Consider the following 19,168-nt stretch of genomic DNA (forward strand, 5'->3'; position numbering starts at 1 on the left):
GCGCCGCCAGAAGAGGACACCCTGTGCGTCACACCGCCATGCCCGCGATCCCTCCTGCCCGCGCCCGCGCAAAGGAGGCGACCGCCCATGCCTGAACGCCCCCACCACGAGGCCCCCATGTCCCGGCTCTACCGCCCCGAGGACATAGCCGACGTCCTCGGCTGCTCCGCCTGGTGGGTCCAGGACCGTGCCCGCCGACGCCTCATCCCCTTCACACGGGTCGGCCGCGCGTACCGCTTCACCCCCGAGCACCTCGCCGAGATCATCCGCCTCAACGAGGAGCGCCCGACACTGATGCCGAAGCCCGACGTCGCCGCTCCGAGGCCGGCTCCCCAGCCATCCGCGTCCAGGGGTGCCCATCCCGCCCAGGCAGAACGCCTTCGCGCGCGTTCTCCCCGTCGGCTACGCCGCGACCAGTTCGACACGGCCGCGTAGAGCGACACTGGAGAGGAGGACCCATGGGTTTCGCGGAGAAGCGGGGAAGCTACTGGCGCGGCCGGTTCAAAACCGCACCAGGCAAGCACGGCACCGTCGTCGACGCGGCAGGTGCGGTGGTCAAGTTCCCGACCAAGCGGGAGGCGAAGCGGGCCGCGGACGAGGCCGAGTTCGCCTTCCGGCGCGGTAAGTGGCGCGATCCGGGGCTCGGGCAGGAGACGTTCGGCGAGTACGCCAGTCGCTGGTATGCCGCCCAGGACCTTGCCGCATCGACCATGCAGAGCTACCGGCGCCACATCGAGGAGCACCTGCTCCCGGACTTCGAGGACAAGGCACTCGGCGGCATCCTGCGGACCGACGTCGCACTGTGGGAGAAGAAGGAGAAAGCGCGGTATGCCGCCACCAGCGTGAAGACCTGGCGGGCGGTGCTCCACCTCATCCTGGCCGACGCCGTCGACGAAGGCCTCATCGAGGCCAACCCGGCCACGACACGGCGCGGACGGGGCAAACGCGCCGGCCGCTCCCGCAACCGCGGACCGGAGAAGGTCATCACCGATCCGCTCGGCGCCCTGCTCATCGCCGAGCGGGCCGCCCTCCTGTCCGGGCGCGACGACGAGTTCGTCGCCGTGATCCTCATGGCCTTCACCGGTATGCGCTGGGGTGAAGTCGTCGGCCTGGAGACCGGCTTCGTACGCCCCGGTGCCGTCCGCGTCGAGTGGCAGCTGTACCAGCTCGACGACGGTGAAATGGTGCGCTGCCCGCCCAAGGACGACAGCTACCGCACCATCGACCTGCCGCCCTGGCTGACGGCCCTGCTGGCCGACCACATCGCCCGGACCAAGCCGACCCCGTGCTCCTGCCACGGCAAGACGTACGTCTTCCGAGGCCAGCGGGCAGCCCGCACCGGAGGCCACCACGGCGCGAAGCTCGTCGACGTCGCCCGACGGGCCGGCACCTCCGCCGGCACCGTGTCCAACGTCCTCAACCACCCGGACCGGGTCACCGAGTCCACCCGTCTCCGCGTGGAGAAGGCCATCGCCGACCTCGGCTTCGTACGCGGCGGCACCATCGTCGGGCACACCCCGCACTGGCGCCGCAGCAGCTTCGCCACGTGGCTGTTCGCCCCGGCCGTCTCGGGACGGTACCCGGCGAGGGGCGGGTCCCGACCTGTGCCGCTCGTCGGCGAGCCCTGGCCGGGCATCCCGGTGCGGGGCCGCAACTCCCAGGGCCGAGCCGACGCCTGCTGGGCCCCGATCGCCAAGGGGCTCACCCCTCACGGCCTGCGCCACACCCACCGCACGGTGATGGAGGACCTGGGCACGGAGAAGGTCCTCATGGACGACCGCATGGGCCACTTCGACGGCTCGGTCTCGGCACGGTACGCCCACGTCACGCCCGGCATGCGCCAGCGGCTGCGGGCCGGGCTCACCGCGCAGTGGGAGGCGGCGCTCGACGCGCGGCTGAGCATGCACCCGAGCTCACCGGTCGACACGCTCGATCGATTGCTGCGTGCCCGCGCGGCGTCTCGGGAGCCATAGGTCCTCGGATTCGGCAGGAAGGCCGCGGGTAGCTTGCCCCACCACTTGTAATCGGTCCGTGCTGCGAGCACTCGCAGCACGGACCGGTGCGCGATCCGTTCTGGCGATGTTGGCCTTCGCGGGCGGCGAGAAGCGCTCCTTCGGTCGGGGACCCTCAGAATCTCGCCATTGTCTCGCTGATGGACCACGCCGACGACGCGATCGCGTCCCCTGGTCACTCGGTGGTCAGGCAGGAACGTCGGCGCGGTTCAGGACGGCGGTCATCTCGTCCTTGGGGAGGGCAGGGTTGGCACCTGCGGCGAAGGCCAGTTCAGGGACGTGAAGTGCTTCGCGGAGCCGGTCGAGTGGGAGGCGTGGGTCACTGACCGCCGCCTGGCGTGTCCAGACTGCGGGGTCATGGCTGAGCCGTTCGAGCAGCGTGGGAGTGGCGGCCGGGTCCCGGACAGCCAGCCGCCGGTAGTTGCCGTCCGGGTGGTCCGCGTAGCGCGCGGCGAGGCCCTCGCGGGGGAAGCGAGGGTGCGTCTCCGCCATCCAGGATGAGAATGTGCCGCCGAGCCGTGTGTACACACGCATCAATACTTCCTGCGGGGTGTCGGGGTGGTGCACGCTCAAGAGGTCTTCCACCAGGGGGTCTTCGGTGCGTGCGAGCAGGCGTATGAGGTCGGGCGGCAGGTGGGGGCTTTGGGCGGCGGCGCGCAGGAGAAGCGGATGGGCGGAGGTCGCGGCCCGCCGCAGCACCTCGGGGTCGGCGAGACCGTTCCGTACCCACTCCACATTCCTCCTGTCGAAGGCCTCCACCGTGAAGTCGATCGTCATGCGCTGCGTCTCACCGAGTTCGGGCCTGAGGGAGACGGCGAGCCGTACGGCCTCGTCGGTGTCGATGGCGAGCCGCTCCACGAGGTCGGTGGGCAGTGACGGGTTCTCGGCGAGGGAGGCCAGATGCGTCCGCGCGGCGACGCATCGTTCAGCGTCGGCGCGGTGCAGGAGTCCGTGGCGCAGCGCTTCAGCGGCGGACTTCGGATCACGGATGAGTTCGGCGGTGACGCGCGCGTTCCGTCGGCACTCCCACAGTGCGGCGGCCCGCCGCACCTCAGGGGCGGGGTCGGCAAGCAGCGCTGACCGTTCGTCCGGCGGCAGATCCTGCCATGCGCGCACCGCGACTCGGCGTGCTGCCGGATCGCGGTGCGTCGCCAAGGCGGCTATGAAGGACGGGGCGAGATGGGGGGAGTCCAGCAGGGCCGTCCGTACGGAAGGGGCGGAGTCGTCGAGCAGGCGGGCGCACACATTGTCCGGCAGCGGTGCGACCGTCGTACGCGGGTCGCACCACTCGGGTCCGTACGCGAGAGCGGTCCGCACTTCGGGGGAAGGGTCATCCGCGAGCCGGGCCCGTTGCACGGGCTCGGCTCTGGCGCTCATCGCGAAGTTGATCCGAGCGGCCGGGTTCGGGTGAGCCAGGATTATCTCGACGGCCGTCTCGGGGAGTCCAGCCCGCTGGAGGGCGTGGCGGGGCGGGCCGTCACCGCCGCCGTCGAAGGCGAGCAGGCGCAGCAGCAACGGTGTCGGGAGCGCCGGGTTGCGCGCGACTCCGTCCAGCGCGGACGCGTGGAACGCGACCATGATTCCCCTACCCCTGTGTCTCCGCCGGCTGGTCCACGGCCATGATCCCCCGCCCGTCAGGCTGCCAGGCGATCAGGCCGTCATGATCGGTCGGACAGTACCCGAGCCGTGAGACGCGGCTTGCGGAGGACTTCGCGAGCCAGATCAGCCGATGGGGGTCGCCGTCCTCACGCGGTGCCACTCTCGTGGTCGTCGTCCTGGCCGCTCGCGAGCGCGGTTGGCAGTGGCAGCCCGTATTTGTCGCACAGGAACCGGGTCTGGCAATACCGTTGGGCGTCGGCCGCCACTCTGCCGAGGATCGCGGCATTCATGCCGGCTCCGACGAGGACACCCACGACCGGTACGACCTTGGCGACGTTTTCGACTGACACCTTGGACCCGGCCGGGCCGAGCTGCTGCATCAGCTTCTCAAGTGCGGCCAGGAGATGGTGGTCCTGGCGGAGTTTGTCCGACCACCGTATGCGCCCTCTGACTGCCTCCGCTGCCCGAGCGGTGTCACGCAATGGCTCGACCTTGGCTGCCTGTGCCACGAAGGACCGGCGTACCAGGCGCTGGATGAAGATTTGCTCGTCGGGATCTTTAGCGTCGTAGCCGTAGGAGTACGCGATGCGCGCCGCGATCGATGTGCTCAGCACCTGGATGACGAGGATGTCCGCAGTCATCGCGACGGGGATACCGGCGACGGGGACCATGGCCAGCAGTCCCATAGCGCCACCTTCGACTGCGCCGGCGGTGCGCCACGTGAGGGCGTTGAAGGTCAGCAGCCTGTCGCAGGACTTGAGATCCTGCTGCCGCAGGTCGGTGAAATGGTTGAGTTCCACACCTCGCTTGCGAGCGAGCTTCTCGACGTTCTTCGGGTCGTTCAGCTCCAGTGCCCAGTCGTTGACAAGATCGAGCAGCGCTGCCGCCGCCGCGAGTGCCGGTCGCGCCGCCTTGGTGGTGACGGCATCACCTGCGCGACGGATCGGTTCCTTGACGGCCTTGGGCACAGCGCCCCTGACACGGCTCACCGCGCTTCCCGCGGCCTCACCAGTGCGACCGAGTGCCGCATTTGCCCAGTTCGGAAGACCGCGGCGATTGTCGCGGCGCTCCCAGTGCTCGTTGAGCGCGGTCCACACCTGCCCCTCGTAGGCACTCATCCGAGGCGCACCGTCGACGAGCGGGCCGGCGTGAGGGCTCATTGAGGTTCTCCTTTTCGGCTGTGCTCGTCGGATCCGTGCACTGATGGTTGGGTTGGGAGACCCGGCGTTGGCTCGGGGTCGATGAAAACGGCGAGGTAGCGGAACTCGCCCCGGGGCCCGTCCTGCATGGAGTACGGCTGCCAGTTGAGGGCGTAGGAGCCGTGCAGGATTCGCGTGTTCCGCTCGTAGCCGCCCCCGCCCCAGAGGAGTTGGCCTTTGAGGCTGCGGGCTTCGTGGATGCGGAACTCGCGGTCGCGGGTGTTGTCCTGCTTGGGCGGCATCCACAGGCCGGCCTCGTTGGTGATGAGGAGAGCCAGGCCGTTCTGGTCGGGGCGGTCGCCGAAGCGCTCCAGGCGGGTGATGTCGGTGACGAAGCCGAGCCGGGCCAGGTCGGTGGCCGAGTGGGACCTCAGGGCGTAGTCCTCTGGAGGGGACCCGGCTGTGCCGGTCCACGTCGCCGTGCGGTACTTGAACTCGATCGCCGTGCGTGCCGAAGGGCCCATGCACAGCAGGTCGAGGTATTCGGCGCCGACCGCGGCGGGAGCGTTCTGGCGCACCTCCAGTCGGGACTGGATGGTGGGCGCCAGCTCCCACAGGACGCGCGCGAAGCTGTGCTGAAGATCCCGCTCGGAGTGGAAGACGGGTCGGTCCTGGCGGAGCTTGGCCATGACCTTGGACAGTGGCACCTCGCCGGCTATGAGTCCCGGCTCTTGCTGGTCTGTCCCGCGCATGCTTCCCCCTCGGCGGCAACGAAGCCGTGAGGGCGACCGTAGCGCCGTAACGCGGCTCGTCTCAGGCGTTCCGCCGAGTCGAGCCGCTCCTGCCCGGGAGCCGCCTGACGAGTTTGGCTCCCAAATGGCTCCCAAGACGCCCCTGGGAGCGACTCAGGGCCCCGATCCTCGGAAGGATCAGGGCCCTGAGCTGCTGCTTTGGAGTCGGGGTGGCGGGATTTGAACCCACGGCCTCTTCGTCCCGAACGAAGCGCGCTACCAAGCTGCGCCACACCCCGGTGCAACGACGATTACTCTAGCGGACCCGGGGCTGGAGACGAAATCCGGTTTCGGGAGGCCCGGGGGCCCGCCGAGGTCGGGGCCACCGGCGCCGTCTCGGCAGGACGGCCGAGGTCAGGGCAGGTCGTCTCAGGGACTCGGTCAGCCCGCAAGCCCGCCCCTCCGCTGACGGGGCGCCCACATCCCCGACACCTCGGCAAGCCCTCTGCTCGCCGCCAGGCCCGTACATGCCGCCACCCCGCGCCCGGCTCACCGCTAGGTTCGCACCGACAGCTCCGCAAGCCCTCCCGCTCACGGGCGCCGCCCTCCCGACAGCTCGGCAAGCCTGCCTGCGCAAGGCGCCCCACCTCCCGACACCCCGGCGCCCCCTCCCCCTCAAGGGCACCCCCCACCCCGACACCCCGGCGCACCCCCCCGCTCACCGTTCCGTCCGTGCGCGGGCGCTCCCCCACCCCGTCGGCAAAGTGTTAGCTCACGGTCGGGGTCAGTGTCAGCAGGGTTGCCTCGGGGGGGCACGCGAAGCGGACCGGGGTGTAGCGGTTCGTGCCGCAGCCCGCCGACACGTGGAGGTACGAAGTGGAGCCCCCGGCCGTGTGCGTGGAGAGGCCCTTCACGCGGTCCGTGTCCAGATCGCAGTTGGTGACCAGCGCGCCGTAGAAGGGGATGCAGAGCTGGCCGCCGTGGGTGTGGCCGGCCAGGATCAGCGGATAACGGTCCGCCGTGAAGGCGTCCAGCACGCGCAGGTAGGGGGCGTGGACCAGCGCCAGGTTGAAGTCCGCGTCCGGGTCGGGGCCGCCGGCCACCGCCGCGTAGCGGTCCCGCTTGATGTGCGGGTCGTCCAGGCCGGTGAGGCCGATCACCGGGCCGTGGTCCAGCTTCACCTGGCCCCGGGCGTTGCTCAGCCCCACCCAGCCCGCCGCGTCGAACGCGTCCCGCAGCTCGCCCCACGGGTTGCGGACCACGCCGTGCGCGCTGTGGTCCTTGCCGTTCAGCCCGTGCTGGCCGCGGGCCTTCTCCACCAGGTACTTGCCCGGGTTGCGGAACTTCGGGCCGTAGTAGTCGTTCGACCCGAAGACATAGGTGCCCGGGAAGCGCAGCAGCGGGCCCAGCGCGTCCAGCACCTCGGGGACCGCGGTGGGGTCCGAGAGGTTGTCCCCGGTGTTGACCACCAGGTCCGGGCGCAGCCCGGCCAGCGACTGCAGCCACCGGCGCTTCTTCTTCTGGCCCGAGACCATGTGGATGTCCGAGAGCTGCAGCACCCGGATCGGCTGCATGCCCCGCGGCAGCACCGGCACCTCCACCCGGCGCAGGCGGAAGGACCGGGCCTCGTAGCCGGCCGCGTACGCCACGCAGGCCGCGCCGACTGCCGTCACACCAAGGGGAATTCCGTAGAGCGCGCGCATGCCTCCATCGTGTCAGAAGCCGCGCCGCCGCAGTGCCACGCGTCCGGCCGCCTGTGGACAACCGGCCGGGGCCGCCGGCCGGACCGACCGCCGGTGGCAGGGCATTTCATACGGTATGCGTGCACGCCGGGTGTCCGCCCGGTGGGGCTTCCGTGGGGGCACCTCGCCCTCCCCGCTCCCCGTCCCCTTTAATGCGGCGCACTCGCGCCCCCGTGGTGCGAAAATCGGGACCATGACCACGACCCTCAAGCAGCGGCTCCAGGACGACCTCACCACCGCGATCAAGACGCGCGACGAGCTGCGCTCCGCCACGATCCGGCTGACCCTCAGCGCCATCACCAAGGAGGAGGTGGCGGGCGAGCAGGCCCGCGCGCTCTCCGACGACGAGGTGCTGAAGGTGATCGCCCGCGAGGCGAAGAAGCGGCGTGAGGCGGCCGAGGCGTTCGCCCAGGGCGGCCGGGCGGAGTCCGCCGAGCGGGAGCGCGCGGAGGGCGAGGTGCTCGCGGAGTACCTGCCGAAGCAGCTCGGCGACGAGGAGCTGGCCGGGATCGTGAAGGCGGCGATCGCGGAGACCGGCGCGTCCGGGCCGAAGGCGATGGGCCAGGTGATGAAGGCGGTGAACCCGAAGGTGGCCGGCCTGGCGGAGGGCGGCCGCGTCGCCGCCGAGGTCAAGCGCCAGCTCGCCGGCTGACCCGGGCCGCACCGCGGAGCACGCGCGGCCGCGCACCGGGGCTGAGATGCCGTACGCCATGCCGCAGGTGCCGTACCTCGTGCCCTACCTCATGCCGCGCGCCATGCGTCGCGTGAAGCCCCCGTGTGCCAGGAGCGGCCCCCCCGCGGGCCGCACGCAGCACCCCGGCAACGTGTAAGGGGCGCCCTCCCACGGAGGGCGCCCCTTACTTGCGTTCATAGGTGCCCAGGTACGTCACCCAGGCGCCGAGTCCTATGGGCCCGTACCTCCGACGATGTTGCCCCCTGAGGGCAGCATCCCGCCCGTGCCCGAGGTCGTGCCGCCGGAGGTCCCCGCGTCGGTGCCTCCGGTCGTACCCCCGGCGGTGGTCCCGCCAGTGGTGCCGCCGGTGATCACCCCGGTCGTCGCGCCCATGACCGTGAAGCCGCCGTGGCCCCCGTGCCCGCCGTGACCCTTGCCGTTGTCGCCGCCTCCGCCGTTGGCCCCGCCGGTCGCGGCCGTGTTGCCGCCGTTCGGCGGCTGCTGGGACTTGCTCGGGTCCGGGACGTTCAGCGGGACCGTGACGAAGTTCTCGGCCGGCTCGCCCTCCAGGGCGCCGCTGACCGCGTCCTTCCAGATCGGCGCCGGGCCGTCGGCGCCCTGCACCTTGTCGAAGTAGCGCGGGCCGATCGTCACGTCGATCATCTGCCGCTGGTGCTGCGGGTCGCCCATCCACACCGCGGCGGCGAGCTGCGGGGTGTAGCCGGCGAACCAGGCGGCGTAGCGGTTGTCGGTGGTACCGGTCTTGCCCGCGGTCTGGCGGCCGGGCAGGTTGGCCGCGGCGCCCGTACCGTCGTCCACCACGTTCTTCAGCATGGTGTTCAGGGTGTCCGCGGTCTGCTGGGACATCGCCTGCGAGCAGATCGACTTCGGCACCGCCAGGTGCTTGCCCTGCGCGTTGGTCACCGAGTTGATGACGATCGGCGTGCAGTAGACACCGCGGTTGGCGAAGGCGGCGTACGCGCCGGCCACCGTCAGCGGCGAGACCTCGTTGGTGCCCAGGGTCAGCGAGGCGCCCTGGACCAGCGGCTTGCCGTCCGCGCGGCCGACGCCCAGCTTGTCGGCCATCTTCAGGATCGGGCAGAGGCCGACGTCCGCCTCGAGGGCGACGAAGTAGGTGTTGATCGACTTCTGCAGCGCCTCGGGCATCGCGAACGGGCCGACCTCGGTGGTCATCTCGTTCTGCGTGGTCTTGTCGCTGTGCAGGACCTGGCCGCCGCAGGTGGTGACGTCCGGGTAGGGCATCTTGTACGGCGAGGGGTAGACCTGCGACGGCTTGAAGCCCTGCTCCAGGGCGGCCGCGGCAGTTATCGGCTTGAACGTCGAACCGTTCTGGAAGCCGATTCCGCCGCCCATGGACTCGTCGACCGAGTAGTTGATCTGGGTCTCGTTCTTGCCGAAGCCGTACGGCTTGCTCTGGCCCATGGCGACGACCTTGCCGGTGCCGGGCTGGACCATCGTCATCGCCGCGGCGATCGTGTCGCTCTTGTAGACGTGCTGGGCGATGCCGTCGAGCAGCGACTTCTGGGCCTTGGGCTGGAGCGTGGTGCGGATGGTCAGGCCGCCGGTGTCCCACAGCTTCTGCCGGGCCTCCTTGGTCTTGCCGAAGGCCGCGTTCTGCAGGAAGGTCTCGCGGACGTAGTCGCAGAAGAAGCCGGCGCCGTTGACTGCGGTGATGCAGCCGTTCTTGGGGGTGCTGACCTTCAGGCCGAGCGGCTGCTTCTCGGCGGCCTGCGCCTGCGCCGGGGTGATGTCCTTCAGCTGGGCCATCCGCGCGAGCACCGTGTTGCGCCGGTCGGTGGCCGCCTGCGGGTTGCTGATCGGGTCGTAGTTGGTCGGCGACTGCACCATGCCGGCCAGCAGCGCGGCCTGCGTGAGGGTGAGGTCCTTGGCGTGGGTGCTGAAGTAGCGCTCCGAGGCGGCCTCGATGCCGTACGCCTGCTCGCCGAAGAAGGTGATGTTGAGGTAGTTCTCCAGGATCTTCTTCTTGCCGAGTTCCTTCTCGACCTGGATCGCGTACTTCATCTCCTTGATCTTGCGGCCGGCGGTCTGCTGGGTGGCCTGGGCCACCTTGTCGGCGTCGTTGCCCGCCTCCTCCACGAAGACGTTCTTCACGTACTGCTGGGTCAGCGTGGAGGCGCCCTGGGTGCTGCCGTCGGAGGCGTTGTGGCTCAGCGCGCGCAGGATGCCCCTGAGGTCGATCGCCCCGTGCTGGTAGTAGCGCGAGTCCTCGATGTCCACGATCGCGGTGAGGATGTTCGGGCTCATCCGATCGATCGGCACCACGGTGCGGTCGCGCGAGTAGACGGTGGCGATCAGGCCGCCGTTGGCGTCCAGGATCTTGGACGCCTGGCTCAGCGGTGGCTGCTTCAGCTCGCCCGGCAGGTCGTCGAAGCCCTTCACCGTGCCCTTGGCGGACAGGCCGAGGGCGCCGGCGGCGGGCAGCGCGATTCCCGCCAGCACCGCACCGGCCAGCACGCTGACACCGAGGAACTTGGCGGCCTGCTGGGCCGAGGACAGCCCCCCGCCGGAACGCTTGTGAGCCATGGGGTGCAGCCTAAACCGTCAACCTGGGGCCGCCCGAGGCCGAGGACCCTTTCCGGGCGGACGCATACGAGACCGTGACATTACGGGGTCGTGACCCGGTGCGGACGGGGCGGCGGACCATGGCGGACCGGGCGGCGAATCGGGCGGCGGACCGCTGCGGACCGGGGCGGCGGTGCGCCCGGCGTGCGCCCCCGGGCGGGCGGCGGCGCGGAGGTTGCGAATCCCCGGACGCGGCGGGGGTCGGTCGCCTACTCTGGTCCGGACAGCACACGATCTCCCCGTGACCATGCGTCGTCCCACCTCACTCTTGTGAGTGATGAGAACTGCCCGAAATTCGGTATATGCCGGAGGTCTTGGCACTTCCCGACGGCGAAGTGCGGTGATCCGTCCGCAAGAGTCCCTTTTCTCCACCGGTCACTCCGGTGGGTGATCTGCCGCGCACGCATAGTCCATTCGGGCCATGCAAGATTGGGCCTGAAAGGGCTGTTGCGCCGCGCCTACCTTCCGTAACGTCCTCAACTGGCACCGGTGAATATGCCGGGTGCCGCCGTGGGGGAGCCTCGATTCGGGAGAGGACGGCGCCAGCATGAGCAGCTGGGTAACCGACTGGAGCACGCAGGCCGCGTGCAAGACCACTGATCCGGATGAGCTGTTCGTCCAGGGTGCGGCCCAGAACCGGGCCAAGGCGGTGTGCACCGGCTGCCCGGTGCGGACCGAGTGCCTGGCGGACGCGCTCGACAACCGGGTCGAGTTCGGGGTGTGGGGGGGTATGACCGAGCGTGAGCGCCGCGCCCTGCTGCGCCGCCGCCCGACCGTGACGTCGTGGCGCCGGCTGCTGGAGACGGCCCGCACGGAGTACGAGCGCAGCACGGGCCTGCTGCCGATCGAGGACGACGAGGACTACGCGGCGGCCGGCTGACCGCCGCCGAGCCGCAGGCCGATCTCCCGCAGGCCGGCCAGGTCGTGCACGTCGCCCGGCAGGGCCGTGACGTCGACCATCGGCACCTCGGGGTGCACGGAGACGAACCGCTCGCGGGTGCGCCGCTCGCGCGCGACCACCTGCATCCGCTCGGCGTGCAGCCGCAGCAGGGCCGCCGCCAGCAGCTCCGTACGCTCCTGTGCGTCCGCGGGGGTGTCGGCGCCGCCGTGGCCCGCCCGGCCGGTGCGCTCGGCGTCACTGGCCTCCAACTCAGCTTTCCCCGGGGGGAGATCGACAATGCCGGCGCCGTCCGGGTTTTCCGCCCCCGGCCCGTCGGCGCCGCCTGAGCCGCCGCTGCCCGCGTCCTCGCCGCCGGCCTCCGCCTCGGCCACCGCGTCCTCCAGCGCCTCGGCCGCGGCCACCGCCCGCTCCGCGGTGAGCCGGTCCGCCTCGCTGCCGTGCACCCGGTTGAGCACCATCCCGGCCAGCGGCATGTCCTCCGCGGCCAGCCGCTCCACGAAGTAGGCGGCCTCGCGCAGGGCGTCCCGCTCGGGCGCGGCGACCACCAGGAAGGCCGTCCCCGGCGCCTGAAGCAGCCGGTACGTGGCGTCGGCGCGGGTGCGGAAGCCGCCGAACATGGTGTCCATGGCGGCCACGAAGGTCTGCACGTCGCGCAGCAGCCCGGCGCCCATCACCTTGCTCAGGGTGCCGGTCATCATCGACATCCCGAGGTTGAGGAACTTCACCCCGGCCCGCCCGCCGACCTTCGCCGGCGCCGTCAGCAGCTTGATGAACCGCCCGTCGAGGAAGGAGCCGAGCCGCTTGGGCGCGTCCAGGAAGTCCAGCGCGCTGCGGCTCGGTGGGGTGTCCACCACGATCAGGTCCCAGCTGCCGCGGGCCTGCAGCTGGCCCAGCTTCTCCATCGCCATGTACTCCTGGGTGCCGGCGAAACCGGCGGACAGCGACTGGTAGAAGGGGTTCTCCAGGATCGCCCGGGCCCGGGCCGGATCGGAGTGCTGGACCACGACCTCGTCGAAGGTCCGCTTCATGTCGAGCATCATCGCGTGCAGCGAGCCGCCGGCCGACCGATCGATTCCGGCCACCTCGCGAGGGGTGTTGTCGAGTTCCGTCAGACCCATCGACTGCGCGAGCCGGCGCGCGGGGTCGATGGTGAGCACCACCGCGGTGCGCCCGCGCTCGGCGGCCCGCAGGCCCAGGGCGGCGGCCGTCGTGGTCTTGCCGACGCCGCCGGAGCCGCAGCACACGATGATCCGGGTCTTCGGGTCGTCCAGCAGCGGGTCGATCTCCAGCAGGGGGCTTTCCAGGCTCATCGGTTGCTCGTCCGTCGCTCGTCGGTGGGCTGGTCGGTGCGCTGGTGGCCGGGTGGGCCGGCGGTGGGCCGGCGGCTCGTCCGCGGGTGGGGCGCGGGGCCCGCCCGCCGGGCCGGCCCGCTCACCCGTCACCCGGCGGCTGCTCGTCGGTGCCGGCCTGCGCGGCCTCGCGCGCGTCGGCCGCGGCCGCCTCCGCGAGGTCCGGGCCGTCCTCGGGGACCGGCCCGTGCGGCGGCGGCACCGCCACCGCCTGCCGGCGCAGGCTGTCCGCCAGCCGGTAGAGCCCGCCGAGGTCCACACCGTCCCCCAGCAGCTCCAACTCCCGTACCGGCAGGCCGAGTCCGGCGATCTCGGCGCGCTGCTCGCGCTCCAGAACCACCCGCTGGGCATGCTCGTGGGCCTGCGCGAAGAGCGGCTCGACCAGGCGCTCGGCCACCCCGCCGCGCCGGGCCCCGCCCAGCCCCGCCTGGGAGAGCGCCTTGGCGACCGCGGCCCGCCGCTTGCCGTTGCCGCCGACCTGCGCGGCGGCCACCTCGGCCAGCTCCGCGTCGCCGAGCAGCACCGGCCGCACCATGTTGACGATCACCGCGCCCACCGGCAGCCCGGCCGCCCGCAGTTCGGCGACGCCGTCCATGGTTTCCTGGACCGGCATCTCCTCCAGCAGCGTCACCAGGTGGATCGCGGTCTGCGGGGACTTCAGCACCCGCATCACGGCCTGCGCCTGATGGTGTATCGGGCCGACCTTCGCCAGCCCCGCCACCTCGTCGTTGACGTTCAGGAAGCGGGTGATGCGGCCGGTGGGCGGGGCGTCGAGGACGACCGCGTCGTACACCGGCCAGCCGGCGCCGTCCTTGCGGCGCACCGCCTCGCACACCTTGCCGGTCAGCAGCACGTCCCGCAGGCCCGGGGCCACGGTGGTGGCGAAGTCGATCGCGCCGAGCTTCTTCAGCGCCCGGCCGGCCCGGCCGAGCTTGTAGAACATGTCGAGGTAGTCGAGCATCGCCAACTCGGCGTCGATGGCCAGGGCGTGCACCTCGCCGCCGCCCGAGGCGGAGGCGATGCGGCGCTCCTCGTACGGCAGCGCCTCGGTCTCGAATAGCTGGGCGATGCCCTGCCGCTCCTCGACCTCGCAGAGCAGCACCCGCCGGCCCTCCGCCGCGAGGGCGAGGGCGAGCGCGGCGGCGACCGTGGTCTTGCCCGTGCCGCCCTTGCCCGTCACGACGTGGAGTCGGACGGCTGATGACTGTTGAGGGCTCACCCTTGCGAGCCTAACCATTCGGCGGCCCGGCCAGCGCGCGGGCGGCCCGTTCCCCGTGCGGCGGGCCGCGGACGAGGCACTAAAGTCGCGGTATGGCGAAGAAGTGGGAATACGCGACCGTGCCGCTCCTGGTGCACGCGACGAAGCAGATCCTGGACACCTGGGGCGAGGACGGCTGGGAGCTGGTCCAGGTCGTGCCGGGGCCGAACAACCCCGAGCAGCTGGTGGCCTACCTGAAGCGGGAGAAGGACGCGTGAGCGGGACCGTCGCCGCGCGCCTGGCCGAGCTGGGCCTGGTGCTGCCCGACGTGGTGCCGCCGCTGGCCGCCTACCAGCCGGCCGTCCGCTCGGGCGCCTACGTCTTCACCTCCGGCCAGCTGCCGATCGTGGACGGCAAGCTCGCCGAGACGGGCAAGGTCGGCGCGGAGGTCTCCCCGGAGCGCGCCAAGGAACTCGCGGCCACCTGCGCGCTGAACGCCCTGGCGGCCGTCGCCTCGGTCGCGGGTGACCTGGACCGGATCGCCCGCGTCGTCAAGGTCGTCGGCTTCGTCGCCTCCGCGCCGGACTTCACCGGTCAGCCGGGCGTCGTCAACGGCGCCAGCGAGCTGCTGGGCGAGGTGCTCGGCGACAAGGGCGTGCACGCCCGCAGCGCGGTCGGCGTGGCGGTGCTGCCGCTGGACGCCCCCGTCGAGGTCGAGATCCAGGTCGAGCTGGCCGAATAGGCCGGACGGGCAGCCGGGCCGGGGAGCGGGCCGGTTACGGTGGCCGCATGGCGGACACCACGCACTCCCCGGACCGGCCCGCGCCCCGCATCCTGCACCTCACCGAGCGCGCCCTGTGGCAGGAGGCGCAAGCCGGCGGCACCTACGAGGTCTCCACGCGCGGCCGCACCCTCGGCGACGTCGGCTTCATCCACTGCTCGCTGCCGCACCAGCTGCCCGGCGTGGCCGCCCTGCTCTACGCCGACGAGCCCGGGCGCGACGACCTGGTCGTCCTGACGATCGACACGGCGCTGCTGGACGTCCCGGTCCGCTACGAGCCGCCGGTCCCGGGCGCGGAGCCCTTCCCGCACATCTACGGCCCGCTGCCGGTGACGGCGGTCGTCTCGGTGCAGCCCTGGCCGCTCCGCTGAGGCGGAAGCCCAGGTGGGGGACCCCTCGAACAAAGCGGCGCGGCGACGTACGCTCTCGGCCATGACGCCTCAGAACGCCGCACCCTTCTCCGACGGGTGGGCCGACCGGCTGCGCGCCCTCATGAGCGGCGAGCTGGTCCCGGTCGAGCCGCGCCCGTCGGCCACCGTGCTGCTGCTGCGGGACGGGCCGGCGGGCACCCCCGAGGTGCACCTGCTGCGGCGCCGCACCTCCATGGCGTTCGCCGGCGGCATGTACGCCTTTCCCGGCGGTGGCGTCGACCCGCGCGACAAGCGGCGGGTGCGCTGGGCCGGGCCGCCGCTGGACTGGTGGGCCGCCGCGCTCGGCACGGTCGCCCCGCACGCGCAGGCGGTGGTGTGCGCGGCGGTCCGCGAGACGTTCGAGGAGTCCGGCGTGCTGCTCGCCGGGCCCGACGAGCGGACCGTCGTCGCCGACACCACCGGGCCCGGCTGGGAGGCCGACCGCGCCGCCCTGGTCGCCCGCGACCTCTCCTTCGCCGACTTCCTCGCCCGCCACGACCTCGTGCTGCGCTCGGACCTGCTGGCGCCCTGGGCCCGCTGGATCACCCCGGAGTTCGAGGAGCGCCGCTACGACACCTGGTTCTTCCTCGCGCTGCTGCCGGACGGCCAGCGCACCCGCGACGTCTCCGGCGAGGCCGACCGCACGGTGTGGCTGTCGGCCGCGGACGCGGTCGGCGGCCACGACAGCGGCGAGCTGGCCATGCTGCCGCCCACCGTCACCACGCTGCGCTCCCTGCTGCCGTACGCGGCCGCCGCCGACGCGCTGGCCGCCGCCCCCGGCCGGGACCTGGCGCCGGTGATGGTGCGCGCGAGCCTCGACGACACCGGGCAGGTCCTGCTCGATTGGCCCGGCCACGGCGACCTCACGCGGGAGGCGCGATGACCACCGCCGCCACCCCGCCGGGCCGCCCGCAGCCCTCGATCGGCGGGCGGGCCACCGCGCGGGCGCTGTGCGTGCTGGCCCCCAACCCCTCGCCGATGACGCTGGACGGCACCAACACATGGATACTCTCCGAGCCGGACTCGGCGCTCGCCGTCGTGGTGGACCCCGGGCCACTGGACGAGGGGCACCTGGCCCGGGTGGTCGCCGCCGCCGAGGAGCAGGGCAAGCGGATCGCCCTGACGCTGCTCACCCACGGCCACCCCGACCACGCCGAGGGCGCGGCCCGCTTCGCCGAGCTGACCCGCACCCCGGTGCGCGCCCTGGACCCGGCGCTGCGGCTGGGCGAGGAGGGCCTGGCCGAGGGCGACACGGTGACCACCGGCGGCCTGGAGCTGCACGTCGTGCCCACCCCCGGGCACACCTCGGACTCGCTCTGCTTCCACCTGCCCGCCGACCGCGCCGTGCTGACCGGCGACACCGTCCTCGGCCGCGGCACGACCGTCGTCGCCCACCCCGACGGGCGGCTCGGCGACTACCTGGACTCCCTGCGCCGGCTGCAGTCACTCACCACGGAGGCCGACGTCGCCACGGTGCTGCCGGGGCACGGGCCGGTGCTCGACGACGCGCGCGGCGCCGTCGAGTTCTACCTCGCGCACCGCGCCCACCGGCTCGCCCAGGTCGAGACCGCGGTGGAGTCGGGCCTGCGCACCCCTGCCGAGGTGGTCGCCCACGTCTACGCCGACGTCGACCGCGCGGTGTGGCCCGCCGCCGAGCTGTCGGTCCGCGCCCAACTGGACTACCTGCGCGAACACGGGATCATCGACCTGCCATGACCTACCCCAGCACCTCCCCGGAAGCCCAGGGCACCCCTGGCGCCGCCGACGCCGGCACCGCCCCGCGGGCCGACGGCCCCGCCGCCGCCTTCGCCCCCTGGTCGCCCTCCTTCGTCGCCGACCCGTACCCCGCCTACGAGGAGCTGCGGGCCGCGGGCCGCGCGCACTGGTTCGCGCCCACCTCGCAGTGGCTCGTCCCGCACCACGACGACGTCAGCGCCCTGCTGCGGGACCGCCGGCTCGGCCGCACCTATCTGCACCGCTTCAGCCACGAGGAGTTCGGCCGCCAGGCGCCGCCGCCGGAGCACGAGCCCTTCACCGTGCTCAACGGCAACGGCCTGCTCGACCTGGAGGCCCCCGTCCACACCCGTATCCGGCGGCTGGTCGCCAAGGCGTTCACCCCGCGGATGGTGGACGACCTCGCGCCCACCGTGCGCGAACTGGCCGAAGGGCTCGTCGCGGACCTGCGCGCCGACGGCGGCGGCGACCTGCTCGCCCAGGTCGCCGAGCCGCTGCCGGTCGCCGTCATCGCCGAGATGCTCGGGGTGCCGCCCGCCGACCGCGGGCTGCTGCGCCCCTGGTCCGCCGCGATCACCGGCATGTTCGAGCTGAACCCGGACGAGGAGACCGCGCGCCGGGCCGTGCGCGCCGCCGAGGAGTTCAGCGCCTACCTGCGGGAGCTGATCGCCGCCCGCCGCCGCGACCCGGGCACCGACCTGGTCAGCGCCCTGATCGCCGCGCACGACGACGGGGACGTGCTGACCGAGCAGGAAATGGTCTCCACCTGCGTGCTGCTCCTCAACGCGGGCCACGAGGCCACCGTGAACACCACCGTCCTGGGCTGGCTGCACCTGCTGCGCCACCCCGCCCAGCTGGCCGCCCTCGCCGGCGCCGGCGGGCCGGAGGACCTCCGCGACGCGGTGGAGGAGATGCTGCGCTACGACACCCCGCTGCAGATGTTCGAGCGCTGGGTGCTGGACGACATCGAGGTCGGCGGGACGGTCATCCCGCGCGGCTCGGAGGTGGCGCTGCTGCTCGGCTCGGCCAACCGCGACCCGGCCCGCTTCACCGACCCCGGCACCTTCGACACCACCCGGCCCGCGGCGGACAACCGCCATCTGTCCTTCGGCGCCGGCCTGCACTACTGCCTGGGCGCCCCGCTGGCCCGCCTGGAGCTGACCACCTCCTTCCACACCCTCCTGCGGGACGCGCCCGGGATGCGGCTGGCCGAGGAGCCGCAGTGGCGCCCCGGCTACGTCATCCGCGGCCTGGAGCGGCTGCTGGTCACCTGGTGACGGGCTTGGTGACCGGCCTTGCGCCGGTGCGCTTCGACGCAATGGAGCACACCTCGACACCATGGGCGCGGCCGCGGTCCGCACCCATGGACGCGGCCCGCACCGCTAGCGCGGCACCGTCAGCCGCCAGGCGGACGGCTCCACGGTCCAGGTGCGGCTGCGGACGGGCCCGGTGATCGCCGAGTCGGCCCGGTAGCGGAAGTCGCGGCCGGAGACCGTGATCGTCCGGGCCCGCGTCAGCACTTGGGCCGAGCCCGGGGCGCGCCGGACATGCACCTCGGCGAGGCCGGCCGGCGCGGGCCGCACCGACACCTCGTGCACCGGCTCGTCGAGGTCGGCGAGCAGCACCCCGTCGGCCTCGACCCGCAACCGCTGGCGGCGCGGCGGCGGGTTGCCGTTGACCGGGATCGGGGCGGTCAGGGTGCGCACCAGGGAGCGGGCGGTCTTCTCCACCGGCGTCCACCAGTGGGCGGCGGTGTGGGCGACGGGGGTGCCGCAGGGCAGGCTCAGCGTGCCGAGCACGATGCCGCCGCTCTCGTCCACCAGCAGGTCCAGCACGCGCTCCACGCCGTCGAGCACCGCGCGGGCGGCAGCGGGCACCTGGGCCGGCACCCCGAGCGCCTTGACCAGGGTGGAGCGCGGGCCGATCGGCACCACCGAGACCGTCGACTCGTGCAGGGTGCGCTCCTTGCGCAGGGCCAGGACGGTGCGCAGCAGCGCCGCGTCGTCGCCCAGTACCACAGGGTGACGGCGACCGCGGTGGGCGAGGGCCTTCTCGACCTCCTCGGCGGACTCGGGGAACGCCATCTTCACGGAGGCGGCGCCCGCACACAGCACGTCCTTGGCGATCCTGACGGATTCACCGTCGGTGGCGCGTGCCGCGGGGTCGACGACCACGAGCAGAGGATGCTCGGCCGGGACGTGAGCCGACACCTTGGTCCTTCCTCAGGTAAAATCTCGGTGCAAGAGCCCCTTGCCGCCTTTGCGCCAGGGGCTTCGTCTATTCCGGGGCAGGGTC

Annotated in this window: 18 protein-coding genes and 1 tRNA gene; 10 read left to right on the forward strand and 9 right to left on the reverse strand. The window is 72.4% G+C overall.

The features are described from left to right. Positions 1-87: 87 nt before the first annotated feature. Together BLR33_RS05665 and BLR33_RS05670 are read left to right on the forward strand one after the other, a co-directional pair. Positions 88-435, forward strand: coding sequence for a helix-turn-helix domain-containing protein (locus tag BLR33_RS05665; protein WP_093783124.1), 348 nt, complete (start codon positions 88-90; stop codon positions 433-435). A gap of 23 nt (positions 436-458) precedes the next feature. Further along, complete coding sequence (locus tag BLR33_RS05670; protein ID WP_093783125.1) at positions 459-1,973, forward strand: LacI family DNA-binding transcriptional regulator; 1,515 nt, start codon at positions 459-461, stop codon at positions 1,971-1,973. 225 nt (positions 1,974-2,198) lie between these two features. Here the strand turns inward: BLR33_RS05670 and BLR33_RS05675 are convergent, their stop codons facing one another. The 5 genes from BLR33_RS05675 to BLR33_RS05695 all read right to left on the reverse strand — a co-directional run bounded on the left by BLR33_RS05675 (position 2,199) and on the right by BLR33_RS05695 (position 7,184). Beyond that, a complete protein-coding gene (locus tag BLR33_RS05675; RefSeq protein WP_093783126.1) occupies positions 2,199-3,590 on the reverse strand; it encodes a Mucin-2 in 1,392 nt (463 codons plus the stop codon). A gap of 167 nt (positions 3,591-3,757) precedes the next feature. Further along, complete coding sequence (locus BLR33_RS05680; RefSeq protein ID WP_245771177.1) at positions 3,758-4,729, reverse strand: EcsC family protein; 972 nt, start codon at positions 4,727-4,729, stop codon at positions 3,758-3,760. 38 nt (positions 4,730-4,767) lie between these two features. After that, positions 4,768-5,502: a hypothetical protein gene (locus BLR33_RS05685; protein ID WP_176930138.1), complete on the reverse strand. Its 735-nt coding sequence runs from the start codon at positions 5,500-5,502 to the stop codon at positions 4,768-4,770. 204 nt (positions 5,503-5,706) lie between these two features. Continuing rightward, positions 5,707-5,780: transfer RNA gene (locus tag BLR33_RS05690), tRNA-Pro, on the reverse strand. Positions 5,781-6,248: 468 nt separating this feature from the next. Next, on the reverse strand, positions 6,249-7,184 hold the full coding sequence (locus tag BLR33_RS05695) for a metallophosphoesterase (RefSeq protein ID WP_093783128.1): 936 nt from the start codon (positions 7,182-7,184) through the stop codon (positions 6,249-6,251). 232 nt (positions 7,185-7,416) lie between these two features. On the opposite strand from BLR33_RS05695, the gene BLR33_RS05700 reads away from it, so the two are divergent. After that, positions 7,417-7,875 (forward strand): GatB/YqeY domain-containing protein, encoded by a 459-nt coding sequence (locus BLR33_RS05700; protein ID WP_093783129.1) that lies wholly within the window; start codon positions 7,417-7,419, stop codon positions 7,873-7,875. 252 nt (positions 7,876-8,127) lie between these two features. On the opposite strand, the gene BLR33_RS05705 is transcribed toward BLR33_RS05700, so the two are convergent. Further along, positions 8,128-10,461 carry a transglycosylase domain-containing protein gene (locus BLR33_RS05705; RefSeq protein WP_093783130.1) on the reverse strand — a complete coding sequence of 778 codons (2,334 nt, stop codon included), beginning with the start codon at positions 10,459-10,461 and terminating at the stop codon, positions 8,128-8,130. A 586-nt stretch (positions 10,462-11,047) separates the two neighbouring features. Between BLR33_RS05705 and BLR33_RS05715 the strand changes: the two genes are divergently transcribed. Beyond that, positions 11,048-11,380, forward strand: coding sequence for a WhiB family transcriptional regulator (locus BLR33_RS05715; protein WP_093783131.1), 333 nt, complete (start codon positions 11,048-11,050; stop codon positions 11,378-11,380). Here BLR33_RS05715 and BLR33_RS05720 read toward each other — a convergent pair. After that, positions 11,362-12,711 (reverse strand): ArsA family ATPase, encoded by a 1,350-nt coding sequence (locus tag BLR33_RS05720; protein WP_093783132.1) that lies wholly within the window; start codon positions 12,709-12,711, stop codon positions 11,362-11,364. The genes BLR33_RS05715 and BLR33_RS05720 overlap by 19 nt on opposite strands. Positions 12,712-12,832: 121 nt before the next feature. Then, positions 12,833-13,969, reverse strand: coding sequence for an ArsA-related P-loop ATPase (locus BLR33_RS05725; protein WP_245771178.1), 1,137 nt, complete (start codon positions 13,967-13,969; stop codon positions 12,833-12,835). 92 nt (positions 13,970-14,061) lie between these two features. Between BLR33_RS05725 and BLR33_RS05730 the strand changes: the two genes are divergently transcribed. The 6 genes from BLR33_RS05730 to BLR33_RS05755 all read left to right on the forward strand — a co-directional run bounded on the left by BLR33_RS05730 (position 14,062) and on the right by BLR33_RS05755 (position 18,150). Further along, positions 14,062-14,226, forward strand: coding sequence for a DUF4177 domain-containing protein (locus BLR33_RS05730; RefSeq protein ID WP_086020382.1), 165 nt, complete (start codon positions 14,062-14,064; stop codon positions 14,224-14,226). Next, entirely contained in the window at positions 14,223-14,690 is a 468-nt protein-coding gene (locus BLR33_RS05735) for a RidA family protein (RefSeq protein WP_093783134.1), read from the forward strand. The genes BLR33_RS05730 and BLR33_RS05735 overlap by 4 nt, the downstream gene beginning before the upstream one ends. Before the next feature lie 47 nt (positions 14,691-14,737). Further along, the gene (locus BLR33_RS05740; RefSeq protein ID WP_093783135.1) at positions 14,738-15,100 is read left to right on the forward strand and encodes a DUF952 domain-containing protein; all 363 of its coding nucleotides are present in this window, start codon (positions 14,738-14,740) and stop codon (positions 15,098-15,100) included. A 61-nt stretch (positions 15,101-15,161) separates the two neighbouring features. Further along, positions 15,162-16,022: an NUDIX hydrolase gene (locus tag BLR33_RS05745; RefSeq protein WP_093783136.1), complete on the forward strand. Its 861-nt coding sequence runs from the start codon at positions 15,162-15,164 to the stop codon at positions 16,020-16,022. Next, the gene (locus tag BLR33_RS05750) at positions 16,019-16,855 is read left to right on the forward strand and encodes an MBL fold metallo-hydrolase (protein WP_093783137.1); all 837 of its coding nucleotides are present in this window, start codon (positions 16,019-16,021) and stop codon (positions 16,853-16,855) included. The genes BLR33_RS05745 and BLR33_RS05750 overlap by 4 nt, the downstream gene beginning before the upstream one ends. Continuing rightward, the gene (locus BLR33_RS05755; RefSeq protein ID WP_093783138.1) at positions 16,852-18,150 is read left to right on the forward strand and encodes a cytochrome P450; all 1,299 of its coding nucleotides are present in this window, start codon (positions 16,852-16,854) and stop codon (positions 18,148-18,150) included. The genes BLR33_RS05750 and BLR33_RS05755 overlap by 4 nt, the downstream gene beginning before the upstream one ends. A gap of 105 nt (positions 18,151-18,255) precedes the next feature. On the opposite strand, the gene BLR33_RS05760 is transcribed toward BLR33_RS05755, so the two are convergent. Continuing rightward, on the reverse strand, positions 18,256-19,083 hold the full coding sequence (locus BLR33_RS05760; protein WP_093783139.1) for a diacylglycerol kinase: 828 nt from the start codon (positions 19,081-19,083) through the stop codon (positions 18,256-18,258). Positions 19,084-19,168: the final 85 nt, after the last annotated feature.

The organism is Actinacidiphila guanduensis (genome assembly GCF_900103985.1).
Classification (GTDB): Bacteria; Actinomycetota; Actinomycetes; order Streptomycetales; family Streptomycetaceae; genus Actinacidiphila; species Actinacidiphila guanduensis.